Origin of the sequence: Methanosarcina vacuolata Z-761 (assembly GCF_000969905.1) — an archaeon.
In the GTDB taxonomy this organism is placed as follows: Archaea; Halobacteriota; Methanosarcinia; order Methanosarcinales; family Methanosarcinaceae; genus Methanosarcina; species Methanosarcina vacuolata.
Genome location: NZ_CP009520.1, coordinates 1,520,726 through 1,540,186 on the forward strand (window position 1 = coordinate 1,520,726; position 19,461 = coordinate 1,540,186).

The following is a 19,461-nucleotide window of genomic DNA, read 5'->3' on the forward strand; positions in this document are numbered from 1 at the left end:
TTTAGATGGAAACCCGATACGTGAGAGAAGTTGATGGGCGATATGAAGCAGATGTTGATATCACAGTGGAAGAATGGAAATCAATGCTTCAAAACCGTGAAATTTTTGGCGAAATATATTTAGATATGATTTTGAAATGGTATAACGAAGTTGGCCATCAAGCAACATCAAAAACAATAATGGAAAAGTATCCTTCTAACTTGATAAAGTCTCCATATAATGGAAATGTTATTGGTTTAACTAATAAAATTCTAAAACATCTAAATCGGTTTGAAGTAATCTATCCTGACGGGAAGGAAGCAAAATTTATCGTGCCATTTGAAGGGTGGTATGAAAACTGCAAAAAAGGAAAAGGTAACCATTTTGTGTGGAAATTAAGAGATGAACTATCCCAAGCATTAGAAGAACTTGGTATGGTAGATGATCAAAAATTTCAATCTGAAAAAGATTTTCTTAAAAAAGAGCAAGAAAATTTTGAGAAAGCATTACAATTGTCTGATGAGGAATTGTTAAAAAAGCTACAAAAATTGAAGCTAGAAAAGAAAATACCTAAACAAGTAACTTCACAAAAATATAATCGGAATAGTTACGTTGCAGCGTATGCGTTAAGAAGAGCAAATGGATTATGCCAATTATGCGGCAATTCAGCTCCTTTTATTAAAAAAGACGGAAGTCCGTTTTTAGAAGTTCATCACGTTCAATGGTTATCAGAGAGGGGGTTGGATGTCCCTGAAAATACTGTCGCTTTATGCCCAAATTGTCATAGGAAGATGCATGTTTTGGATTTGCAAGATGACAGAGATTTTCTCATAAAAACTTTAAAAAATTATTAACTAATTTTTACGTAGATATTCTCTTACTTTTTCTGGCCTGCTTAATCTATGCTTTTGTTAAGTCGTCCATCCCATACACCATATGAATGCATAACATTTGACCGATTACTGGAAGGTTAAATGTCTAAAACATAATAAAATAAACCAAAAGCGAAGCTTTTCTAAACTGGGTAGGAATTATGGAGAAGCTTCTCATAATCAAATACATGAGCCTAGAATAAGCATTCCTTTACTCTTAAGCAGCCAGGATTTACTCCGGATTTTTTGAAATCTTTCCCATTACGTATTTTCCTGTATACGTCAATGCAACTAAGTATATCCCGGATAACCTGTCAGCTTCTGGGAAAAATATATGTGGAATTGATAACATGAAAACAAAGATTCCGAATATAAGCCATTTAACTGAATTCACTATCCCATTTGACGGGTCAGTGGAAGAAGAACGTTTTATTTTATAATATGTCCACACTCCGAGAAGAATAGACACCGTAAAGCAAAGTGCAGCTAAAGACAATATTGCTTTTATTAATGAACCGATATCATATAATGAACCGTCGGCATACTTGTTAAAATTGATTGCTTTGATTGCGTATACTACAAGCCATAGCAATAATGAAGAGAATACGATAATTTGGACTATTGTATTATTTATAAAAAATGAAGCTGGTTCAATTTTTTTATAATTTCTAAGATTTTCAGTAACCAATCAATCACCTATCTCAACACTTAACGATTAATCTTAAACACGTCTTCCTAAATTTATCTTTTGATTTTAACCAATTTTTACTGAAGATTTTCTCAACTCATCATTCCATAGACAATAAGAATATCAGAGTTTTCACCGGTTAATAGATGGTTAAAGATCTAAAACAAGGTCTAAAACAAGATCTAAAACAAGATTTAAAACAAGGTCTAAAACATAGGAAAATAAGCCCAAAAGCGAAGCGTTTTTGAACTGGGTAAGGATTATGGAGAGCTTCTTATAATCAAATACAGGAGCTTAGAATAAGCCGTCCTTTACTCTCAAGTTAAGCCAGGGTTTACTCACGGATACTTTGAAATCTTAGACGGCTTTTTCTCTTTTTACACGCATGTCTTTTCGAGGTCAGCCCCCATTTTTTTTAGCAGAGTGTCTCTTACATATTTTACTGTAAGCAGCAACACAATTAAGGATATTTCAAAGATTGTGTTGGATTCTGGGAAGAATATAAGTGAAATTGACATCATGAGAACAAGTAATCCTAATGTAAACCATTTAACTAATCTAATTGGCCAGTTTGACTGATTATTGGAATCTATATTTTTTGTTTTATTGTGCATCCACATTCCTACAATGATAGACAATGTAAAGGAAATACTGGCTAGAAATAATAGTACTTTTATTAATAAATCTATACCAAGTGATGAACCGTCTGAATATTCGTTAAAATTGATTGTTTTGATTATGTATACTGCAACAAACAGTAGTAATAAAGATAACCAGATAATTTGTATTATAATACCTTTTATAGAGCATGATGATGGTTCAATTTTATTATAATTCTGAAGACTTTCAGTATCCAATTAATCACCTATCTCAAAACTTAACGATTAACCTTAAACATGTCTTCCTAAATTTATCTTTTGATTTTAACCAATTTTTCCTGAAGATTTACTGAACTCGATTATTCCATATACAATAGGAATGTAATCGTTTTCATTGATTGCCATCAGGTTAAATATCTAAAACTTAATAAAATAAGCACAAACGGGAAGCGTTTATGAACTGAAACAGATTGTGTGAAGCTTCTTATAATCAAATACAGAAGCTTAAATAAGCCGTCCTTTACTCTCAAGTTATCTCAAGTTAAACCAGTATTTACTCCAGATTTTTTGAAATCTTTCCTATTAATTGTTTTCCTGCATATGTCAATGCAATTAAGTATACATCAAAGAGGCGGTCAAATTCTGGGAAAAACATACGTGGAATTAATATCATGAGAATAAAAAGTCCGAATATAATCCACTTAACTGTATTCATTATCTCTTTTGAATTATTATAGGAATAACAACTTTTTATTTTATAACACGTCCATATGCCTTGAAGAATTGAAACTATAAAGAAAAATAAAGCTAAAAATAATGCTGCTTTTATTAATGAACCGTCATCATATTCATTAAAGTCGATTATTTCGATCTCAGATACTGCAAACCAGAGTAATAATACAGAGAGCGCGAGAATTTGGATGATTCTATCTTTTATAGAATATGATGACGGTTCAATTTTATTATAAGTCTGAAGACTTTCAGTACTCATTTAATCACCGATCTCAAAACTTTACGATTAACCTTAAACACGTATTCATAAATTTATCTTTTGATTTTAACCAATTTTTATTGAAGATTAACTGAACTCAATCATTGCATATACTATAGGAATTAAGAGTTATCACCGATTAAGAAAATTAGTTAGAGCAAAAAAAGCATAAGGAATGCAGAAGCAAAACTAAAAGCATAAGGAAGACACGATTTTGCCTTAAACAATTTTCAGATCTACTTTGTTTGGTTCTGTGTACAGTACCCGCTAAGATACAATTAGTTTACACAATTTTGATTCCCAGAATCCGCGCAAGTTCTATTGCTTGCTCTGCATTGACTATAGCTCCTCTGAGTTCCTTGCATGTATCGGATACTGCAATCCCGTCGATGATACAATCCGTTAAATCAATGTCTTTGAGTAAGGCTTTAAAGAAATCTGCTCCTGTGAAATTAACCGCTTTCAGCCTGGGCTTCTTTAGCCGAATCTCGGATAAGAAGGCTTCCGTGAAATTGCAGTCACGAATGGTGCAGTTTTCCAGTACAGAACTTGAAAAATCCGCATATCGAAAGGAATCGTCTGTTAAAGAGGTTTCTTTCATGCAGCTCTTGCTGAAGTTACCGCCATCGCCCTTGCACTTTAACATTTTGGAGCCTTTCCAGTAGCTGTCCATAAATCTGCAATTCGCAAAATTGCAGTTATCAAACACCGAATTGTAAAAGAGGGTTTTTGAAAAATCACAATTGTTGAATTGGCATTGTATAAACTGTACCGACTCGAATTCTATCCTTGCGATATCGACGTCCGAAAGCGTCTCGCCTTCAAAGCGTGTGTTTTCTATGTAATTGTCATCGGATTTTGCGGCTATAATTCTGCTTTCCAACATGCTTCCGTCTCCATATATTGATGTTTCCAGATGGTTATACTATAAGAGTTAGGAATAAAAGACTCAGAGTTAGGAATAAAAGACCCTAAATAATATTAACAAATTCAACTGGTAAAATAGTATTTTCTGACATCACATTTATTATTTATATAACACACAGATAAATGGAAATTTTGTGATTTCTTGATCTAAGTTACAATGTCAAAACTCAGTATTTGAAGGATGGAGGAAACTCTCAGATGAGAGAAGAAGAAAAGATATTTTCGGGCAAAATGTTTGATTCGCGCAATAAAGAACTGAGAGACATCAAACATAAGGCGCACACTGCATGTCAAAGATACAATGCAATGGACGAATATGATCCCGACCGTTTGCCAATTATCAAGGAATTTATTGGCGGCATCGGCAAGAAATATTATTTTCAGGGACCTATTCAGTTCAATTACGGCTGTCACACCTTTATTGGAGAAAACTTTGTTGCGAATTTCAATCTTATGGTTATGGATGACGCACGTATTTATATTGGCGACAATGTATGCTTCGGGCCGAATGTTTCGTTAATGGCCACTTCTCATCCCCTGATTGCCCGGGAACGTATAGGAACAGACGAAAACGGGAACACGATAATGGCAGAATACGCCGAAGAAATCCATATCGGCAACAACGTGTGGATCGCATGTAATGTTGTTGTACTGGGCGGCGTACATATAGGTAACAATGTGGTAATCGGTGCCGGCAGCGTCGTAACAAAAGATATTCCGGATAATCATCTTGCTTTTGGCAACCCTTGCCGTCCGGTTCGTCCGATCACCGAAGCTGACAGTAAAAAGCATTTGATTTTGGAAGAAGATCTCAAGCATTTTGGATATAACGTTAAATAATTGAGGTCAAATCAAGGTCAAATTAAGGTCAAACTGTATCTGAATTTCATAAAAGAGAAAACGAAAAGAGCATCGTTAGACATTAAACTAGGCAAGTCAGGTATTAAGAAATATGGTTTGGTTTTTATAAATGCTGCCATTATTATCGAAATACTCAAATATTTAAATTCACATTTTTCTTTATGCTGTTAATAAAAACAAAAATCGGGCCAAGTAAGATAAACGGTATTGGTCTTTTCGCTAATCAATTTATTCCAAAAGGAACTGTAATATGGAAATTTCACTCTGGATATGATATCAAAATTGATAAAAATGAACTTGCTAAACTGTCGGAGATAACGAAAGACTGTTTTTTGAAATACGCATATCTTAATCCGGATACAGATAAATACATTCTATGTCTTGATGATGCTCGTTATTTTAATCACTCCGATGATCCTAATTGCATAGATGAATCTCCCATAGAAGAGAACGAAGGAATAACTTTCGCTGCAAGAGATATACAATCAGGCGAAGAGCTTACTTCTGACTACAGAAAATATGATGCAGATTATGACTACAAAATGAGTATCCCTTGATTTTGAATTTGATGACTAAATAGCGTGCCAATCTTTCAATAAATTCAAAGTCAAATTTTTGAGTACTGTAATATAAAAGAAAAGAGCATCAAAAGAAAGCTCTCTTCTTTCAATATTCTTCAAATACTCTTTCAATATTCTTCAAATACTCTTTCAATATTCTTCAAATACTCTTTCAATATTCTTCAAATACTCTTTCAATATTCTTCCTATATATTTTTACATTTTCTTTTTATAGAACCCGAAATAGATTCCACCAATGGCTGCTACCACGAAGAGCATTCCAAAAATATCAGAACCCGAGAATGAGAAACCATTATCCTCTGGCTCGTCTGCGGAATCTTTCTGCATCTCATAGCCTTCAACATAATCCGGGTCAGCAGTTGATTTCGAGACCTCGGGTGCAGGTTCGGGAGAATCGATTCCATATCCTGCATCGCTCTCTACAACAGTCTGATTGTTGCTCTCCGTACTCCGAATTACAGGCGTTGAACTTCCTTTATTGCCACTACTACTGTGTTTTTCACCATTGCTGCTTTGTTTTTCAGTTTCTTCCTGTTCAAGGGATTCCTGCGTAGCATTTTCTATTGCTTCGCTAAAACCTGGGACCGAGACCATGCCTGATACATAGCTGTTGAGAAGGGGATTTCCGCATGTATGATGGCAGCAGGTAACTCCATCTTCGACTACGGAGTCTTCATATTCCGTAGCAAGGCTTTCGAGTACCTCATCAGAGGCATCCCAGTTGCCTTTGCGGGCGGTCTCCAGCATCCGGGCTGTCATGGACTGGTAAGCATAAGGATTATTCTGCTTAATCCAGTCGCTTAGTTCCTGGTCCGCCACGTATGTCTTATACACCTGGTTCCACATGTCATCACTGATCAAATCCGGGTTCGTAGCTTCCCAGCCCCATAAGTTCTCAACGAAATCCGACATTTCCCTGGCTCCTGCATAACCGCTTCCCTGCATACCTTCAATCCACTTTGAATTGAAATATCTGGAGTAGGTTTCCCTCGTAAGAAACTTTTCCAGGGTTTCGGTTTTCTCGTCCCCGTTTGTCAGCATGTTCGTGATATATGAATCAGGGTACTTTCCTTCCGAAACGGAACTGATCGCAAGATTCAAACCTCCAAGATACTGGAAGAAATCATCATTGTCCAGAGTCCCGTAGAGGTTTGTGCTCCGGCTGTGCACTGTAGCTTCAACCCCTTCAAGGTTCTTTTCGAAAAGCTCCTTCAGGTCTTCCCCCCATACGTCTTCTCCATAGGCGTTGCACATCTTGTTGATGTAAAGCTCTGCAAGCGCGTCGTTGCTTTCCCAGGTATCACTTGAAGAGATCGCATTGGGAAGGCCTGTTCCGTAGGCGCCGTCCGAAGACCCGAAAATCCTGAGCAGGGCAAGGTCCAGAGCCTCACTATCATTAAGAGAACCGTCGCTCGTCAAAGAAGATTTCAGTGCATCAGCATTTTCCCGGACATAATTGGGAGAGTCTTCCTGGGCATAAGCCAGTTTTACGGCCTTGTCCAGCAGGCGGACCTTATCAGGGTACATGTCCCTGTAGAGCCCGGAAATCTGCACTACCACATCAATTCTTGGCCTGCCCAGAGTCTCCATGGGAATAGCCTCCACATCAACTACTCGGCCGCTGTTCCATACAGGCTTGACCCCGAGCAGGTAGAGAATCTCAGATTCCATAACTCCCTCATGCCTTGTGGTTTCTCCTGCCCAGAGGACATACGCTACCTTTTTAGGATAAGTCCCGTGCTCGTCAACATAAGCTTCAAGCATCTGGTCAGCCATCTCCTGCCCTAAAGTCCAGGCAGCTTCGGTCGGCACTATCCGCTGGTCAAAAGCATAGAAGTTTCTTCCAGACGGCAGAGTTTCAGGATTTCGAACAGGGTCGCCTCCGAGGTTTCCGAGGATAAACTTGCCGTCCAGGGCATTGAGCACCTGATCGATTTCCTCTTCCCCGAGAGACAGGTTTGCAGCATAGTCTTCCGCATTTGAAAGGAAGGTACTGACGTTTTCATTGCTTTTCCCGAGCACCTGCTTCTGAGCGGCTGTGGAATTGACTCCCTGGTTGAGGACAAGGTCAAGCAGATAGAGCTGAGCCCCTTCGGTTTTATTGAATTCATTAACCGAATCAGCAAAGTCAGTTCCGAGCATTGAATTTACCATACCTGCAAGCTGCTCTCCTTTCGGGCTTGTACCAAGGACATGCAGCCCGTAAGGCATGGACTGACTCTTATACTCGTCCAGAAGATCTTCAAGCCCCTCCAGGAAAGTTGTATTAAAATAAGTCTCGTTGTTTTCTGCCTCTGTCATGTTGAATTCTTCATCCAGGGAAAGAGACTGAGTCAGGTTTAAAATTTCAGACCTGTGAGCCGCTTTAAGGGATGCGTCTGCCTCGGCCTGTTCATAGTTCTGGATAGCTTCGCTTAGATTTGAATAATTTCCATAGCTTCCTGCTGAAATAATCGGGGGTACAAGATGGTCAACAATGACTGCTCCTCCTCTGCGCTTTGCCTCATTTCCTTCCCCAAGCCCGTCCATGACATAAGGATAAATCACGGGCTTATCACTTATCATCAGGGAAGGCCAGTCATACCGAGAAAGCCCGAACTCTTTTCCAGGTAGCCATTCCTGAGTCCCATGCCTGCCGAAGTGAACAAGGGCATCACTGCTGAACCCTCCTTCCTCCTCGGAATGCTGGAGCCAGAGGTAGAAAGCAATGTACTGGTGGTGAGGAGGTAAATCATTGTCGTGATAGAGAGCCTCGTTATCATCAAGCCAGCCTCTTGAAGGCTGTGGAGCCAGAATCACATTCTTCCCGACCTCGATCCTGGGAATCACAAGGTATTTTCCAGTCTCGTTTTCCCATACCATAATCTTTCCAGGTGCAGGGCCCCACTGGTCAATGACCTCCTGCTGCCTCTCTTCAGGGAGTTCCGAGAACCATTTCTCATAGGTACTTTCTGGGAGGAGAACGACTTTGCCGGTATCAACCATTTTCTGGAGTTCCCCAGGCGCCCAGGTCCCTATGTTTATACCCTGGGTAAGCATCAAATTCAGGAGTTCAGTTTCGTTTAAGGTCTGGTTTTCATTCAGGGCATATCCGTCTTTAGCCATAGCGCCAAGAAGGTTGGATAAACTTGGAATGACATCGAGATAAGAAGCCCCTATGTTATCCTTCCCTCCTCCGTGATTATAATAGATTATAGCAACTTTTTTGTCCGACTCCGGAATTTCACTGAGGTTCACCCAGCTCTCCACACGGTCAACGAGCCAGTCTACCTGGTAATCTATGGAAACCGAAGTTTCAGTCTCGGTTTCGGAATCTACTTCCGTTGCAGCCATTATTACCGGGTCAATAGCTCCCCAGAGTTCCTGCAAATCGAGCTTCATCATCTTATCCGAAGGAAGCGGCCTGCTGCTGGCTTCGTACTCGGTCCTGTTCATGTAATTATCAATAATGCCGTTGATTACAGGCACATCGAGCTCTTCGGCATCAAACTTGTTGCCAAAGTACGTAAATGAAATAATTGCATCCACAAGGACCTCATCCCCCTGCTTGAAAAAGTCGCCGGAGGAAAGGTTATCAGATCCGTATGTAGCAATAACATTGTAGCCTTTTGCTTCCAGTTTTGAGATCAGGGCATCAATTGGCTCAATCTGGAAGGGGAAATAGCTCTGGTACATGGTAATTGCAATTGTAGGCTTTGCAGGGTCGTATACATGCCCTCCGTCGCTTCTGTTTGAATACCAGGCAAGATAGGTATCCAGAGAATCGGTAAAGTAACCTGTCATGTTCGTGTGGTATATCGCCCTTTCTGGAAGCGTATGCGGATCCTCATATATCAGGTCAGACCTGCCACAGCAGTCACTGGCGATGCAGAATATAAGATTTTTCAGGTTGTCCTGGTCGTAAGCCCCATTAAGCCAGTAGTTATTCAGTTTTTCCCTGTAGCTTTCAATCTGGTCTTCAGGAAGAGGGATGCTCTCATTCAGAAGGGTATCGTCATCAATAACCACACACCCGTTGGCAATTGCACTGTCCACAGTCGGTGTGATTTTCTGGGCCGTCGAAGGACTGAGCATGTTGATGTATATTATGTCCATTGTACTCAGGTCAACGTCATTTTCCATCACGTAGTCAGCCATAAAACAGCTAAGAGTAAGGTTCAGGCTGTTGTTACTGTTTATCCCTTCCGCCAGGTTTTTGAGTGGGAGTTCATGGCTCCTGTATCCGGTCACAATGGCAATGTTCAGGTGCTGGCTGCTGCCGGAATTACTTCCAACCTGGCTGGAGTTATCCTGAATCTGGCTGGAATTAATCTGAGTTTCACTGGAATTATCCTGAGTTTCACTGGAATTACTCTGAGTTTCACTGGAATTACTCTGAGTCTCGCTGGAATTATCCTGAGTTTCTGTTCCAGTTTCCTTTAACAAAAGAACGTTTGTGGAACCCAGAGGGATAGGGTCGTCATTCATCTGTTTCTGGCGGGTGAGTCCACTGATTCTGGCACTGCCAGACAGACCAGCCTCACTGACAGGCAGGTCAAGAAGGGCCTGAGACTCATTTTCATCGATATTCCTGCTTGAGGTATCAAGATTCACTATAAGGTCCGTTCCGTTTTGAACCTGAATTTGTTCATCGGCACGGCGCCATTTGTCCTCGTTGTAAAGAGCTACAAGCGTATAGTTTCCGTCGGGAATGTCGGAAAGCAGGTAATTGCCTTCAGCATCGCTGGTTGTGCTGGCAACGAGTTCATACTGAAGATCTCCGCTTCCAGCCGCCGGAGAAATCGAAAACAACGTTAAAAGCATAAAAAATGCCAGTATTGAAACCTTAGTTTTTTTGTTCAAAAGGTTCGTTTCTTTATTCAATTGTTCATTCATAATTCCTGCTCCAGAAATAATCGATTTTTCCTCACTCCAAAAAATAATTGATTTTTCGCGCTGCGAGGATATTATTAAATAATCTTGAGACTGCGCGCTACTTGCAAGAAATCCCTTATTCTTTCACTTTTAAATTCTTCATTAACAGACATGAAAAATCAGATCAATAAGAACGAGAAATCGCATAGTGCACAGATAAATAAAGTAAACTTTACTTATCACTCCAAAGAAAAACATCATCAAATATCCTTAATCAAAAGGTATTTTAAAGAAAAATAATCTCACAAATTTTAAGTTACTCACCTCAGTAACGTAAATTATTACGTAATTTCAGCTCAATTTTAGTTTACTTGTATAAAAGACTAAGATTTTAGGTAATAGTTGTTATCCAGAAAGGTAACTTATAAAGGAAAAGTGCAAATTACGGCATAAAATGCTATTAATTGAACCTGTTCATTGGACCTATTAACCGAAATGTGAATTGACTTGCTAATCAACTTGCTAATTGACTTGCTAGTTGACTTGCTAATCGACTTGCTAATCAACTTGATACTCGACTTGCTACTCTACTTGCGAATCAACTTGCTAGTTGACTTGCTAATCAACTTGATAATCGACTTGCTACTCGACTTAATACTCGACTTGATACTCGACTTGATAACCGAACCTGTTAACAGAACACGAATAAATTTAGTAGATTTACATATTTTCTGAATTCAAACTTTTCTTTTGGAAATTGTGATAAATATTACCACTATGATTTTGCAATAACATGGACACGACTAACAGATCCTGGTTGCATAAATTGAAAAAAGCAAAAATATTTTTTAAGTGTATATGACTATTAATTCAAGTTATCTTGTTTTGCTCTAATTTTCTATCATCTTGAAACCATTCTTACATTTTAATTAATCTTAGGGGCGTTCACGCTCTTGTTTTTCCATTACCGTAACTTATATATATAAAACAACGCAATTTAACTTGTCTTAACTTCAATAATATTTACTTGTGTGACTTTTCATGTTTAAATGACTATTATTATATTTACTGTTTAATGGTGATCCAATGCATATAATGGAAGGATTTTTACCTGCTATTTGGTGTATAGTTTGGTTTGCAATATCAATACCAGTTGTTGCATTAGGTGTTTACAAACTAAATAAGTTAGTGAAAGAAAAACGTGAAATTTTACCTTTGCTTGCCGTCGCAGGTGCATTTGTTTTCGTACTTTCTTCACTGAAAATGCCTTCGGTTACCGGAAGCTGTTCTCACCCTACAGGAACAGGCATAGGTGCGATCATGTTTGGGCCTGCTATTACTGCAGTTCTCTCAACAATTGTGCTTATCTATCAAGCTCTCTTCCTGGCACATGGCGGTCTGACCACCCTTGGAGCCAATGTATTCTCTATGGGCATTGTGGGTCCTGTTGTGGCTTATTGTGTGTATAAAGCAGGCATGAAAGCCAATCTTAATTTATATCTTGTCGTATTTCTCGCTGCAGCCTTTGGGGACTGGGCTACTTATGTAACTACCTCTGTAGAACTTGCCCTGGCTTTTCCGGCAGCTTCCGGCGGATTCCTTGCTTCATTTACTAAGTTTGCGACTATTTTTGCAGTAACTCAGGTGCCCCTTGCAATCATGGAAGGTGCCGTAAGTGCCTTGCTCTTCAAGTATGTTGTTAATGTCAAAAGTGACATCCTTGTGGAAATGAAAATTATTGAAGATAAAGTTGTGAAAAAGTTGAGGGGGACTTCTGCATGAGCAGAAAGCTGGAAATTATAGTACTTGCCATTTTCCTGATCTTTGCGGCGCAGTTCATTTATATGTCTTCAACTACGGATGCTGAGTACGGAGGAGCTGACGGGCAAGCCGAAAACGCAATTAATGATATTACTGGCGGGACCTATAAACCAATTGCAGAACCTATTTGGGAGCCTCCAAGCGGGGAAATCGAAAGCCTCCTTTTCGGTCTTCAAGCAGCCATAGGTGCAGGAATTCTCGGATACTTCTTTGGTTATTACAGGGCTAAGAACAACTATGAAAAAAAAATCGGGTTCAAAACCGGAAGTGAACCTGAAAAGCAATCTCTATAAAAACATCTTCTGTACATTTTAAAAACATCTTCTGTACATTTTTCTTTGCCATATTCTTTTTCCTTCCTTCTAAGAAGGAAAGTTTTTCTCTTCCAGTTTTTAATATTCAGTTAATGGGCTTGAGTTATTGAAAACCGCAAGCAAAAGAAGTTCTATTTTTCTCAAATTAGGGAGATTTACTATTTTTTCGGAATTGATCAATAATTTCCGGACACAAACCAAACATTTTTAATCTATTTTAATTTTTAACGTATTTTGTCAACTTTGGCAAAACCTCGTATGTAATAATTGCCTCAAGCGGATTGTGATTATACGCAACTCCACAGCTCAATAAGTCTTTTGTTTCCAAATAGATACAGCTTCATCCATCTTCAGTTACGTGAAGAATCGTGATAAATTGCGTCCGTTTCACAGCATTTATCTAATGTTTTAACAAATTGTTAGATAGAACAAGGTATCGATTTCATGCAAACAGGCTAAAATTTAAGTCTGACTTCTAATGTAAAGTCGATAGCTTTCAGGCAAGAAAGTTTCTTAACCGATGGTCAATGGATACATCTTTGCCTTTGTAATTTTGAGTTTTCCTGCGGAGTATTTGCATATAGTTTTCCAAACAGATTTCTGAAACTCTTTTTCCCCAGTCCTGATTTCTGCAAAAATTGATTATATATAAAAGTTTTTGTTTAGGGGAGTCGGAATGGAAATTTTATGAAAATTTGGCAGGAAAACACAAATTTAATTGTATTCTCTGTTCTTCCGTTTAGTTATTATTTTGCATGTATATGTTTTTCAGATATCATCATACTACTTAATAATTCATTATTACTTGTTTTCATTAGATAATTAATTGTCTGAATTCCTCATAAATTTGTATTATATTGTGAGAATTTGTAATAATGAGATTTTGATATTTATTGAAAATTCGAATTTTTCGTTGCACTAAAAGATTGAAGCATTATATGAGTTCGTCAGTCCATACGAAAAATCAGTATCAATGACTATTGTCAATACACGGGAATATCCCATCTCTAATTTTCAGTAATAAATATCTAATTTTTTGCTTCTTTCGGGAAGGTTAGCTACAAACTGATCGTGATGGAAAGCTCCTTTATATAACATTTCTCCAAAAAAACGTATGAATCCCAGCATAAAAAAATATTTTCTAAAGATAAATACCTATTTATAAAACGGCCTCCAAGTGTTCTTATTGAGCTCATACCGTTGATCAAAATTTGCTCTTTGAATTTCGTCCTTTCGGTAACCAATTGAGTCTCTTGTCATGAAAGAGCAATTCTGGAAATTTCTGATTATCAGGAATGAAATGGGCTTCAAGATATACTCTATAATAAAAATACTTATGAGGTCAGTTATGTCTGAAAAGCATTCTAATCCTTATCCCAATAGAGAGGAGGACGGTTCCGAACAGTTCCATGAGAATATCCGCAAAAAAGGATTTTTCAATTTTCTCTCCAGTTTTCACGTTAATTCTCATGACCACTCCAGTACTCACGCCCATACGCACTCCCACAAGCACAGCCATACACATGGAACTGTTGACCCTTCCGTAATTGCTACCAGTAAAGGGCTCTGGGTTGTCAAATGGTCATTTATAGGATTGATGATCACAGCTGTCCTGCAGATTATCATCGTTTATATGTCAGGCAGTGTTGCCCTTCTTGCCGACACCATCCATAACTTCGGGGATGCATCGACTGCAATTCCTCTTGCAATAGCTTTTTCCCTGGCTGGAAGAAAACCAAGCAAACGCTTCTCCTACGGGTATGGCAGAGTAGAGGATCTTGCAGGCGTGATCATCGTTTTCCTTATCCTTTTCAGTGCGATTGTAGCAGGATATGAATCTGTAAATCGCTTCTTTAACCCGCAGCCGATAGATCATTTGCAGGCTGTGGTTGCTGCTGGAATTATAGGCTGTATCGGAAACGAGGTTGTGGCCCAGTTCCGGATGAAGATCGGGAAAGAAATAGGTAGTGCAGCTCTTATTGCTGACGGCTACCACGCCAGGGTAGATGGCTTTACCAGCCTTGCAGTCCTTATTGGAGCTGCAGGAGTCTGGCTAGGATACCCGATAATTGATCCTCTTATTGGTATGCTAATCACAGTAACAATCCTGAAAATAGTCCTTGACACAAGCAAACTCGTGTTTACTCGCCTTCTTGACGGTGTTGAACCTGAAATCATCGATAAGGTAAAGAATATTGCTGAGAGTGTTGAAGGCGTTTATGAAGTTACGGACCTTAGAGTCCGCTGGATCGGGCACCAACTCCACGCAGAGATCAATGCTTCGGTTTCCCCATCTCTTTCTATTGAAGAGGGGCATGAAATTGCTAACGCGATAAGAGAAAAGCTTCTGGAGAACTTTTCCTATCTTTCCGGAACAACTATTCATGTAGATCCACTTACAGCCTCAGGGGAAAGCTGTCATTGCGGACATGATAATTCGGAAAAAATACATGGGAAACAAAAGAATATTTTAGTTGCTTATCCCCAATAAGATCCCCTGAGATGCAGGTTTAAATAATCAGGTTTCTTGATCACCATAACCATTATATAATAACCATCATATAGAACAAAACTCAACTCAACTTGATTTAATTTTATTTGAGAGGATCCCCTAATGACCAATATCCTTGACGATTATGCCCTAATGAGCCCCCTCAGGCACCGAAACAACTGGTTAAAATTGGCGATAGTATTATTCGGCCTACTCGCGGGAGTTTCAGCCACGTCCCCAATTCCTCCTGTTTTTATAGCATTGTGTATGAGTTTTGCAACAGTGGCTCTTGGCAAGGCGCCTCTTAAAACTTATTTCAAGCTCTTGCTGGCTCCTCTGGGTTTTGCTATTGCAGGTATTCTTATTATTGTCTTCTTTTCCGGGTCGGGGCCTGAATTGTTGTCATTCAAATTTCTCGGTTATCCTCTCTCTGTAAGAACAGATGGACTTGAGCTTGCCATGCTGGTACTTGCAAGGTCAATAAGTGGGATGTGCTGTCTTTATTTCCTCGCGCTGACAACCCCTATGATCGAACTTTTTGCCGTACTCAAAGCTGCCAGGCTTCCGGAATCTCTTATAGAACTTTCAATGCTTATATACAGGTACATCTTTGTTTTCCTTGACATGGCTCTTTGCATAAGGTATGCTCAGACTGTAAGACTCGGGTACTCAAACTTCAAGCGTTCTATAAATTCTCTTGGAATGCTTGCAAGCACTCTCTTCATCCGTTCCTGGGAACAGGGAGACAAGCTCTTTCTGGCAATGAATTCCAGGTGCTATGACGGAAAAATGACTCTTTTTGAGGTTAAGAGGCCGGTAAAGGCAACAGAATTACTTTTAACCTCTGCTTACTTTATTTCAACTCTTGCACTGTTTTATTTTACAAAAAGCATATCCATTTTTTGAGGTAATAGATCATGATCATTCTTGAGACCAGGGACCTTAAATATACATACCCTGACGGAACTGTAGCTATTCAGGACCTGAACATTGAAATCAAAAAAGGAAAAAAGGTAGCTTTCGTAGGGCAAAATGGTTCCGGAAAGTCCACGCTTTTTCTTTTACTTAACGGGACTTTAAAACCAGCTGAAGGTGATGTCTTTTTTCATGGAGTTCCTTTTAAGTACGATTCAAAATCCCTCAGGGAAATCCGAAAATCCATAGGAATTGTTTTTCAGAATTCCGATGACCAGATCTTTGCCCCTACAGTGTACCAGGATGTAGCTTTCGGGCCGGCAAACCTGGGTTATTCAAAAGAAAGAGTTGATACCTGCGTACAGCAAGCCCTTGAACAGGTGGGGCTCTCCCGTTTAAAAGATAAGCCGCCCCATCACCTCAGTGGAGGACAGAAAAAACGGGTTGCAATTGCCGGGATTATGGCAATGGAACCTGAAGTGATTATCCTTGACGAACCGCTCTCGAATCTTGACCCTGTAGGCGCGGATGAAATCATGGATTTGCTTAACGAATTTAACCAGTTCGGGAGCACCATTATTATCTCTACTCATGATGTGGATTTAGCATACCGCTGGTCTGATTACGTGTTCCTGCTGTCAAACAGCAAAATTATAGGACAGGGCACTCCGGCAGAAGTTTTCAAAGATTTTGACCTCCTCAAAAAAACCGGGCTCAGACAGCCTACTACTCTTGAGATCTATCATGAAATCGAAAGACGAGGGCTTGCATCTGGAGGAAATTCCCCAAAAACCATCCCTGACCTTGTCAATACCCTAAAACCTATTGACCTTATATGGGTTGATGTTCCTCCGGGAATCAAAGAAGGAGATAGCCTGAACTTAGGGATCATGTACGGACAGTATGCGACTCAGTCCCCTTACGAAGCTGTTAACGCTACCGTGCTGCATATCCATCCAGACGGAAGGGCTATTGTTGAGTTAAAGCGTAAAGGGATCAAAGCCGGCGGAGTCCTGATTTATGACACTGATAATTATTCTCTGCCAGAAGTAAAACAAATACTTAAGGAAGGAGAAATTGTCTTTGTCGGAGCAATGGGTAAAAAAAGTAAAATTCTTGCTGAGCATGATGGAATCAGGTTGGATGTTTCCTCAGGCGTTATAGACAAAACTATCCTGACGGCCCTTTGTGGAAAACGTTGCCTTATCCTTACGGCTGGAGGGATGGTTGACCATGCCCTTAAGAGAATAAAGGAGTATGTGGAGACAAGCGGGATAGAGTTTACTGTTGGAGTTGTTAACAGGGAAGAAGATTATCAGTGGATCGGAGAGACTAAGGACAGCCCTGAAACGTTTGAGGTATGATTACAAAATAGAACTTGTAGTTAGAACCCAAATAAAGTAGAATAAACGTTCCTATTAATTTACCGGTAGTTCTCTATTATCTGGTTTATATTATTCCCAGGTTCATAAAGTAGTTTTCAGGACCTTTTTGTCTGAACCTCGGTGCAACTGGAGCTGACTTTCGCTCCTTGCATAAAAACGCAAGTATTTGTTATACTGAATATTTAATCATGGCAATATCAACCATATAAACACTGGATGACCAATAAAAAAGAAGGACAGAAAAATAAAAAGTCTCTAAATTTCTTTATATATTTACTGAGGCCACAGGGCGATTATTTTATCTATAGCTACATGGGTATACTTTCCGTCGTTTTTGAGAGTGAGAACATTATCGGCACAGGCTTCTATGGTTCCCTTGAAAATATCTGGCCCACCGCAGTAAACGTCTACAGCCTTGTTAAGATAATGTTCCACTATAAAGCATTGATACATTTTGTTTCCTCCATTTTCTTATTATTATCTGCTGTAATTTCGACAATACATTGGCTAATCTGCATTGTCTGTTTACTAATTGTGCATCTATGCGTAATAAATGTATTTAAAAATTAAATTTGATTTTTAAAGGTGCAAGTCTGTTGATATTTGAAACAAAGTTAGTTTTTTCGTCCATTGAATATTCATTCTAAGACTCCCGCTTTACCAGGATAATTATATGACATTTTTCATCAAATTTTCTTGTTTTAGAAGAGCGCAAAAGATGGGTTTATCTGGAACGTTATTATCCTCATTGTAGAAAACCAATCTAAAATTATACTTTTCAATTAGCTAGGAACTATTATTGAGATCTCTATATTGCTTTTGTGTCTACTTGCATTGACTGTATCTACTTGCATTGACTGTATCTACTTGCATTGACTGTATCTACTTGCATTGACATATACCGTGTATGATGAGCTCTGGTTTAATGATTTAGTTCTTGTTTAATGATTTAGCTCTTGTTTAATTATTTAGCTCTTGTTTTATGAGTTTGATCAAGTATCTGTTACCTTTAAAGCTCAAACTTGTTATCAGTTTTGTTAAATTTATATAAAGAGACTAAGATAATAAGGGATTGGAAGTAAATGTATTGGCCAGTTTAATTACTTGTGACTACTGAGAAACGAAGGAAACGAAAATTAAGCTTAAACTTCCCGAATACCTCCTGAATAAATATATGTTAATCCCAACTGAAAAAATAGAGTACAACTACCGCTTCAAAAACTTATCTGGAAGGTACTGATAAATCAGCATCAACGGCATAAACCAGAAGTATCACCAGGAGAAAAACGTTCCAGAACTTTTTCTCAAGCATCGAAAAAGCATTGAAACAGAAAGAACCAAAGTTGGAGCCTCTATATGAGGTTCAAAATCTCCTCATATTCTTCCATTTTTTTCCTGAAGATGGTTAGTCGTCGTTTCAAGGACGTTCGGATTTCCTTCCTGAAAACACAGGTTTAATCCAATGATGAAAAAGAAAAATTTTTGTTTTCATTTAATATAACTATCCGGTATCAATTTAGACCTGGAGTTCTATGGCAAAAGTCGAAAAGGTATTATTACTGCTTAAAAATATGGTGTATGAAAGCACCAGCCCGCAGGAAACTCTCAAATTTGCAAAGTATTACCGGAGTAAGGGATTCAAAGTACTGGTGATTCTCTGGGGACCTATGGGAGTGCTGCTTGCAAAAAAAGATAAAAACCGAGGATCACCAAAATATGATTCTACTGTTCAGGAATGCATCGACATGGGAGTAGAGTTTAAATGCTGCCAGCTTGCCTCTGATATGATTGGGCTTAAAAAAGAAGAATTGATCCCTGGAATCAAATTTATCTGTTCAAAAGAAGTGGCTGAACTCTTTTTGAGATACACAGAAGAAAACCAGCTAATTATTACCTTATAAGCCTTAGATTCCCCAAAAAGCTGCGGAATGCCTTAAAGTCGCTTCATGAACCAGACAATAAATTCTTGGCCAGTGGTTTTAATTATAAACGTATTGTCAATTTTTTCTACCTATCTATTTTTTGTCAGTTCGTCAGGATTTCGGGTATGCATTATTACCACTTTGTTGAGGGATATAATAGTGTGCGAGATCTGAGACATATTGCGTTTTTTATAAAAATGAACGACCTGAAAGCAGTTCGCATATTATTAGTTAGTTGATGTTGTTTCCAAAACACTTTTA

The 19,461-nt window shown here is 38.8% G+C and carries 15 protein-coding genes; 9 read left to right on the plus strand and 6 right to left on the minus strand.

Going from position 1 to position 19,461, the window contains the following annotated elements; translation table 11 throughout:
• Positions 1-5: 5 nt before the first annotated feature.
• Positions 6-833: an HNH endonuclease gene (locus MSVAZ_RS06500; RefSeq protein ID WP_048119502.1), complete on the plus strand. Its 828-nt coding sequence runs from the start codon at positions 6-8 to the stop codon at positions 831-833.
• 250 nt (positions 834-1,083) lie between these two features.
• Here the strand turns inward: MSVAZ_RS06500 and MSVAZ_RS06505 are convergent, their stop codons facing one another.
• From MSVAZ_RS06505 to MSVAZ_RS06520, 4 genes are all read right to left on the minus strand, one after another.
• Positions 1,084-1,539, minus strand: coding sequence for a hypothetical protein (locus tag MSVAZ_RS06505; RefSeq protein ID WP_048119504.1), 456 nt, complete (start codon positions 1,537-1,539; stop codon positions 1,084-1,086).
• A gap of 377 nt (positions 1,540-1,916) precedes the next feature.
• Positions 1,917-2,396 (minus strand): hypothetical protein, encoded by a 480-nt coding sequence (locus tag MSVAZ_RS06510; protein WP_048119506.1) that lies wholly within the window; start codon positions 2,394-2,396, stop codon positions 1,917-1,919.
• Positions 2,397-2,691: 295 nt separating this feature from the next.
• Positions 2,692-3,129, minus strand: coding sequence for a hypothetical protein (locus MSVAZ_RS06515; protein WP_048119508.1), 438 nt, complete (start codon positions 3,127-3,129; stop codon positions 2,692-2,694).
• A 283-nt stretch (positions 3,130-3,412) separates the two neighbouring features.
• Positions 3,413-4,015, minus strand: a complete 603-nt coding sequence (locus MSVAZ_RS06520) for a pentapeptide repeat-containing protein (protein ID WP_048119510.1) — start codon at positions 4,013-4,015, stop codon at positions 3,413-3,415.
• 239 nt (positions 4,016-4,254) lie between these two features.
• Here MSVAZ_RS06520 and MSVAZ_RS06525 point away from each other — a divergent pair, with 239 nt between their 5' ends.
• Both MSVAZ_RS06525 and MSVAZ_RS06535 read left to right on the plus strand, forming a co-directional pair.
• Complete coding sequence (locus tag MSVAZ_RS06525; protein WP_048119513.1) at positions 4,255-4,896, plus strand: sugar O-acetyltransferase; 642 nt, start codon at positions 4,255-4,257, stop codon at positions 4,894-4,896.
• Positions 4,897-5,078: 182 nt separating this feature from the next.
• A complete protein-coding gene (locus tag MSVAZ_RS06535; RefSeq protein WP_048119519.1) occupies positions 5,079-5,474 on the plus strand; it encodes an SET domain-containing protein in 396 nt (131 codons plus the stop codon).
• 219 nt (positions 5,475-5,693) lie between these two features.
• Here the strand turns inward: MSVAZ_RS06535 and cobN are convergent, their stop codons facing one another.
• Positions 5,694-10,373, minus strand: coding sequence for a cobaltochelatase subunit CobN (gene cobN / locus MSVAZ_RS06540; RefSeq protein ID WP_048119521.1), 4,680 nt, complete (start codon positions 10,371-10,373; stop codon positions 5,694-5,696).
• Positions 10,374-11,438: 1,065 nt separating this feature from the next.
• Here cobN and MSVAZ_RS06545 point away from each other — a divergent pair.
• From MSVAZ_RS06545 to MSVAZ_RS06565, 5 genes are all read left to right on the plus strand, one after another.
• Positions 11,439-12,134: an energy-coupling factor ABC transporter permease gene (locus MSVAZ_RS06545; protein WP_048119525.1), complete on the plus strand. Its 696-nt coding sequence runs from the start codon at positions 11,439-11,441 to the stop codon at positions 12,132-12,134.
• Positions 12,131-12,466 carry an energy-coupling factor ABC transporter substrate-binding protein gene (locus MSVAZ_RS06550; protein WP_048119528.1) on the plus strand — a complete coding sequence of 112 codons (336 nt, stop codon included), beginning with the start codon at positions 12,131-12,133 and terminating at the stop codon, positions 12,464-12,466. Before MSVAZ_RS06545 ends, MSVAZ_RS06550 begins: the two co-directional genes overlap by 4 nt.
• Positions 12,467-13,835: 1,369 nt before the next feature.
• The gene (locus MSVAZ_RS06555; protein ID WP_048123762.1) at positions 13,836-14,978 is read left to right on the plus strand and encodes a cation diffusion facilitator family transporter; all 1,143 of its coding nucleotides are present in this window, start codon (positions 13,836-13,838) and stop codon (positions 14,976-14,978) included.
• 123 nt (positions 14,979-15,101) lie between these two features.
• Complete coding sequence (cbiQ, locus tag MSVAZ_RS06560) at positions 15,102-15,884, plus strand: cobalt ECF transporter T component CbiQ (protein ID WP_048119531.1); 783 nt, start codon at positions 15,102-15,104, stop codon at positions 15,882-15,884.
• A gap of 11 nt (positions 15,885-15,895) precedes the next feature.
• Positions 15,896-17,257: an energy-coupling factor ABC transporter ATP-binding protein gene (locus tag MSVAZ_RS06565; RefSeq protein ID WP_048119533.1), complete on the plus strand. Its 1,362-nt coding sequence runs from the start codon at positions 15,896-15,898 to the stop codon at positions 17,255-17,257.
• 294 nt (positions 17,258-17,551) lie between these two features.
• On the opposite strand, the gene MSVAZ_RS06570 is transcribed toward MSVAZ_RS06565, so the two are convergent.
• Positions 17,552-17,731 carry an MM0924 family protein gene (locus tag MSVAZ_RS06570; protein WP_048119535.1) on the minus strand — a complete coding sequence of 60 codons (180 nt, stop codon included), beginning with the start codon at positions 17,729-17,731 and terminating at the stop codon, positions 17,552-17,554.
• Between the two features lie 1,079 nt (positions 17,732-18,810).
• Here MSVAZ_RS06570 and MSVAZ_RS06575 point away from each other — a divergent pair.
• Positions 18,811-19,179, plus strand: a complete 369-nt coding sequence (locus MSVAZ_RS06575) for a DsrE family protein (protein WP_048119538.1) — start codon at positions 18,811-18,813, stop codon at positions 19,177-19,179.
• Positions 19,180-19,461: the final 282 nt, after the last annotated feature.

Excerpts from the sequence above, each read along its gene's own strand:
- MSVAZ_RS06525 (WP_048119513.1), top strand. The coding sequence starts at position 4,255 with ATGAGAGAAGAAGAAAAGATATTTTCGGGCAAAATGTTTGATTCGCGC.
- MSVAZ_RS06550 (WP_048119528.1), top strand. The coding sequence starts at position 12,131 with ATGAGCAGAAAGCTGGAAATTATAGTACTTGCCATTTTCCTGATCTTT.
- MSVAZ_RS06520 (WP_048119510.1), bottom strand. The coding sequence starts at position 4,015 with ATGTTGGAAAGCAGAATTATAGCCGCAAAATCCGATGACAATTACATA.
- MSVAZ_RS06565 (WP_048119533.1), top strand. The coding sequence starts at position 15,896 with ATGATCATTCTTGAGACCAGGGACCTTAAATATACATACCCTGACGGA.
- MSVAZ_RS06515 (WP_048119508.1), bottom strand. The coding sequence starts at position 3,129 with ATGAGTACTGAAAGTCTTCAGACTTATAATAAAATTGAACCGTCATCA.
- cobN (WP_048119521.1), bottom strand. The coding sequence starts at position 10,373 with ATGAATGAACAATTGAATAAAGAAACGAACCTTTTGAACAAAAAAACT.
- MSVAZ_RS06575 (WP_048119538.1), top strand. The coding sequence starts at position 18,811 with ATGGCAAAAGTCGAAAAGGTATTATTACTGCTTAAAAATATGGTGTAT.
- MSVAZ_RS06545 (WP_048119525.1), top strand. The coding sequence starts at position 11,439 with ATGCATATAATGGAAGGATTTTTACCTGCTATTTGGTGTATAGTTTGG.
- MSVAZ_RS06555 (WP_048123762.1), top strand. The coding sequence starts at position 13,836 with ATGTCTGAAAAGCATTCTAATCCTTATCCCAATAGAGAGGAGGACGGT.
- cbiQ (WP_048119531.1), top strand. The coding sequence starts at position 15,102 with ATGACCAATATCCTTGACGATTATGCCCTAATGAGCCCCCTCAGGCAC.
- MSVAZ_RS06500 (WP_048119502.1), top strand. The coding sequence starts at position 6 with ATGGAAACCCGATACGTGAGAGAAGTTGATGGGCGATATGAAGCAGAT.
- MSVAZ_RS06535 (WP_048119519.1), top strand. The coding sequence starts at position 5,079 with ATGCTGTTAATAAAAACAAAAATCGGGCCAAGTAAGATAAACGGTATT.
- MSVAZ_RS06570 (WP_048119535.1), bottom strand. The coding sequence starts at position 17,731 with ATGTATCAATGCTTTATAGTGGAACATTATCTTAACAAGGCTGTAGAC.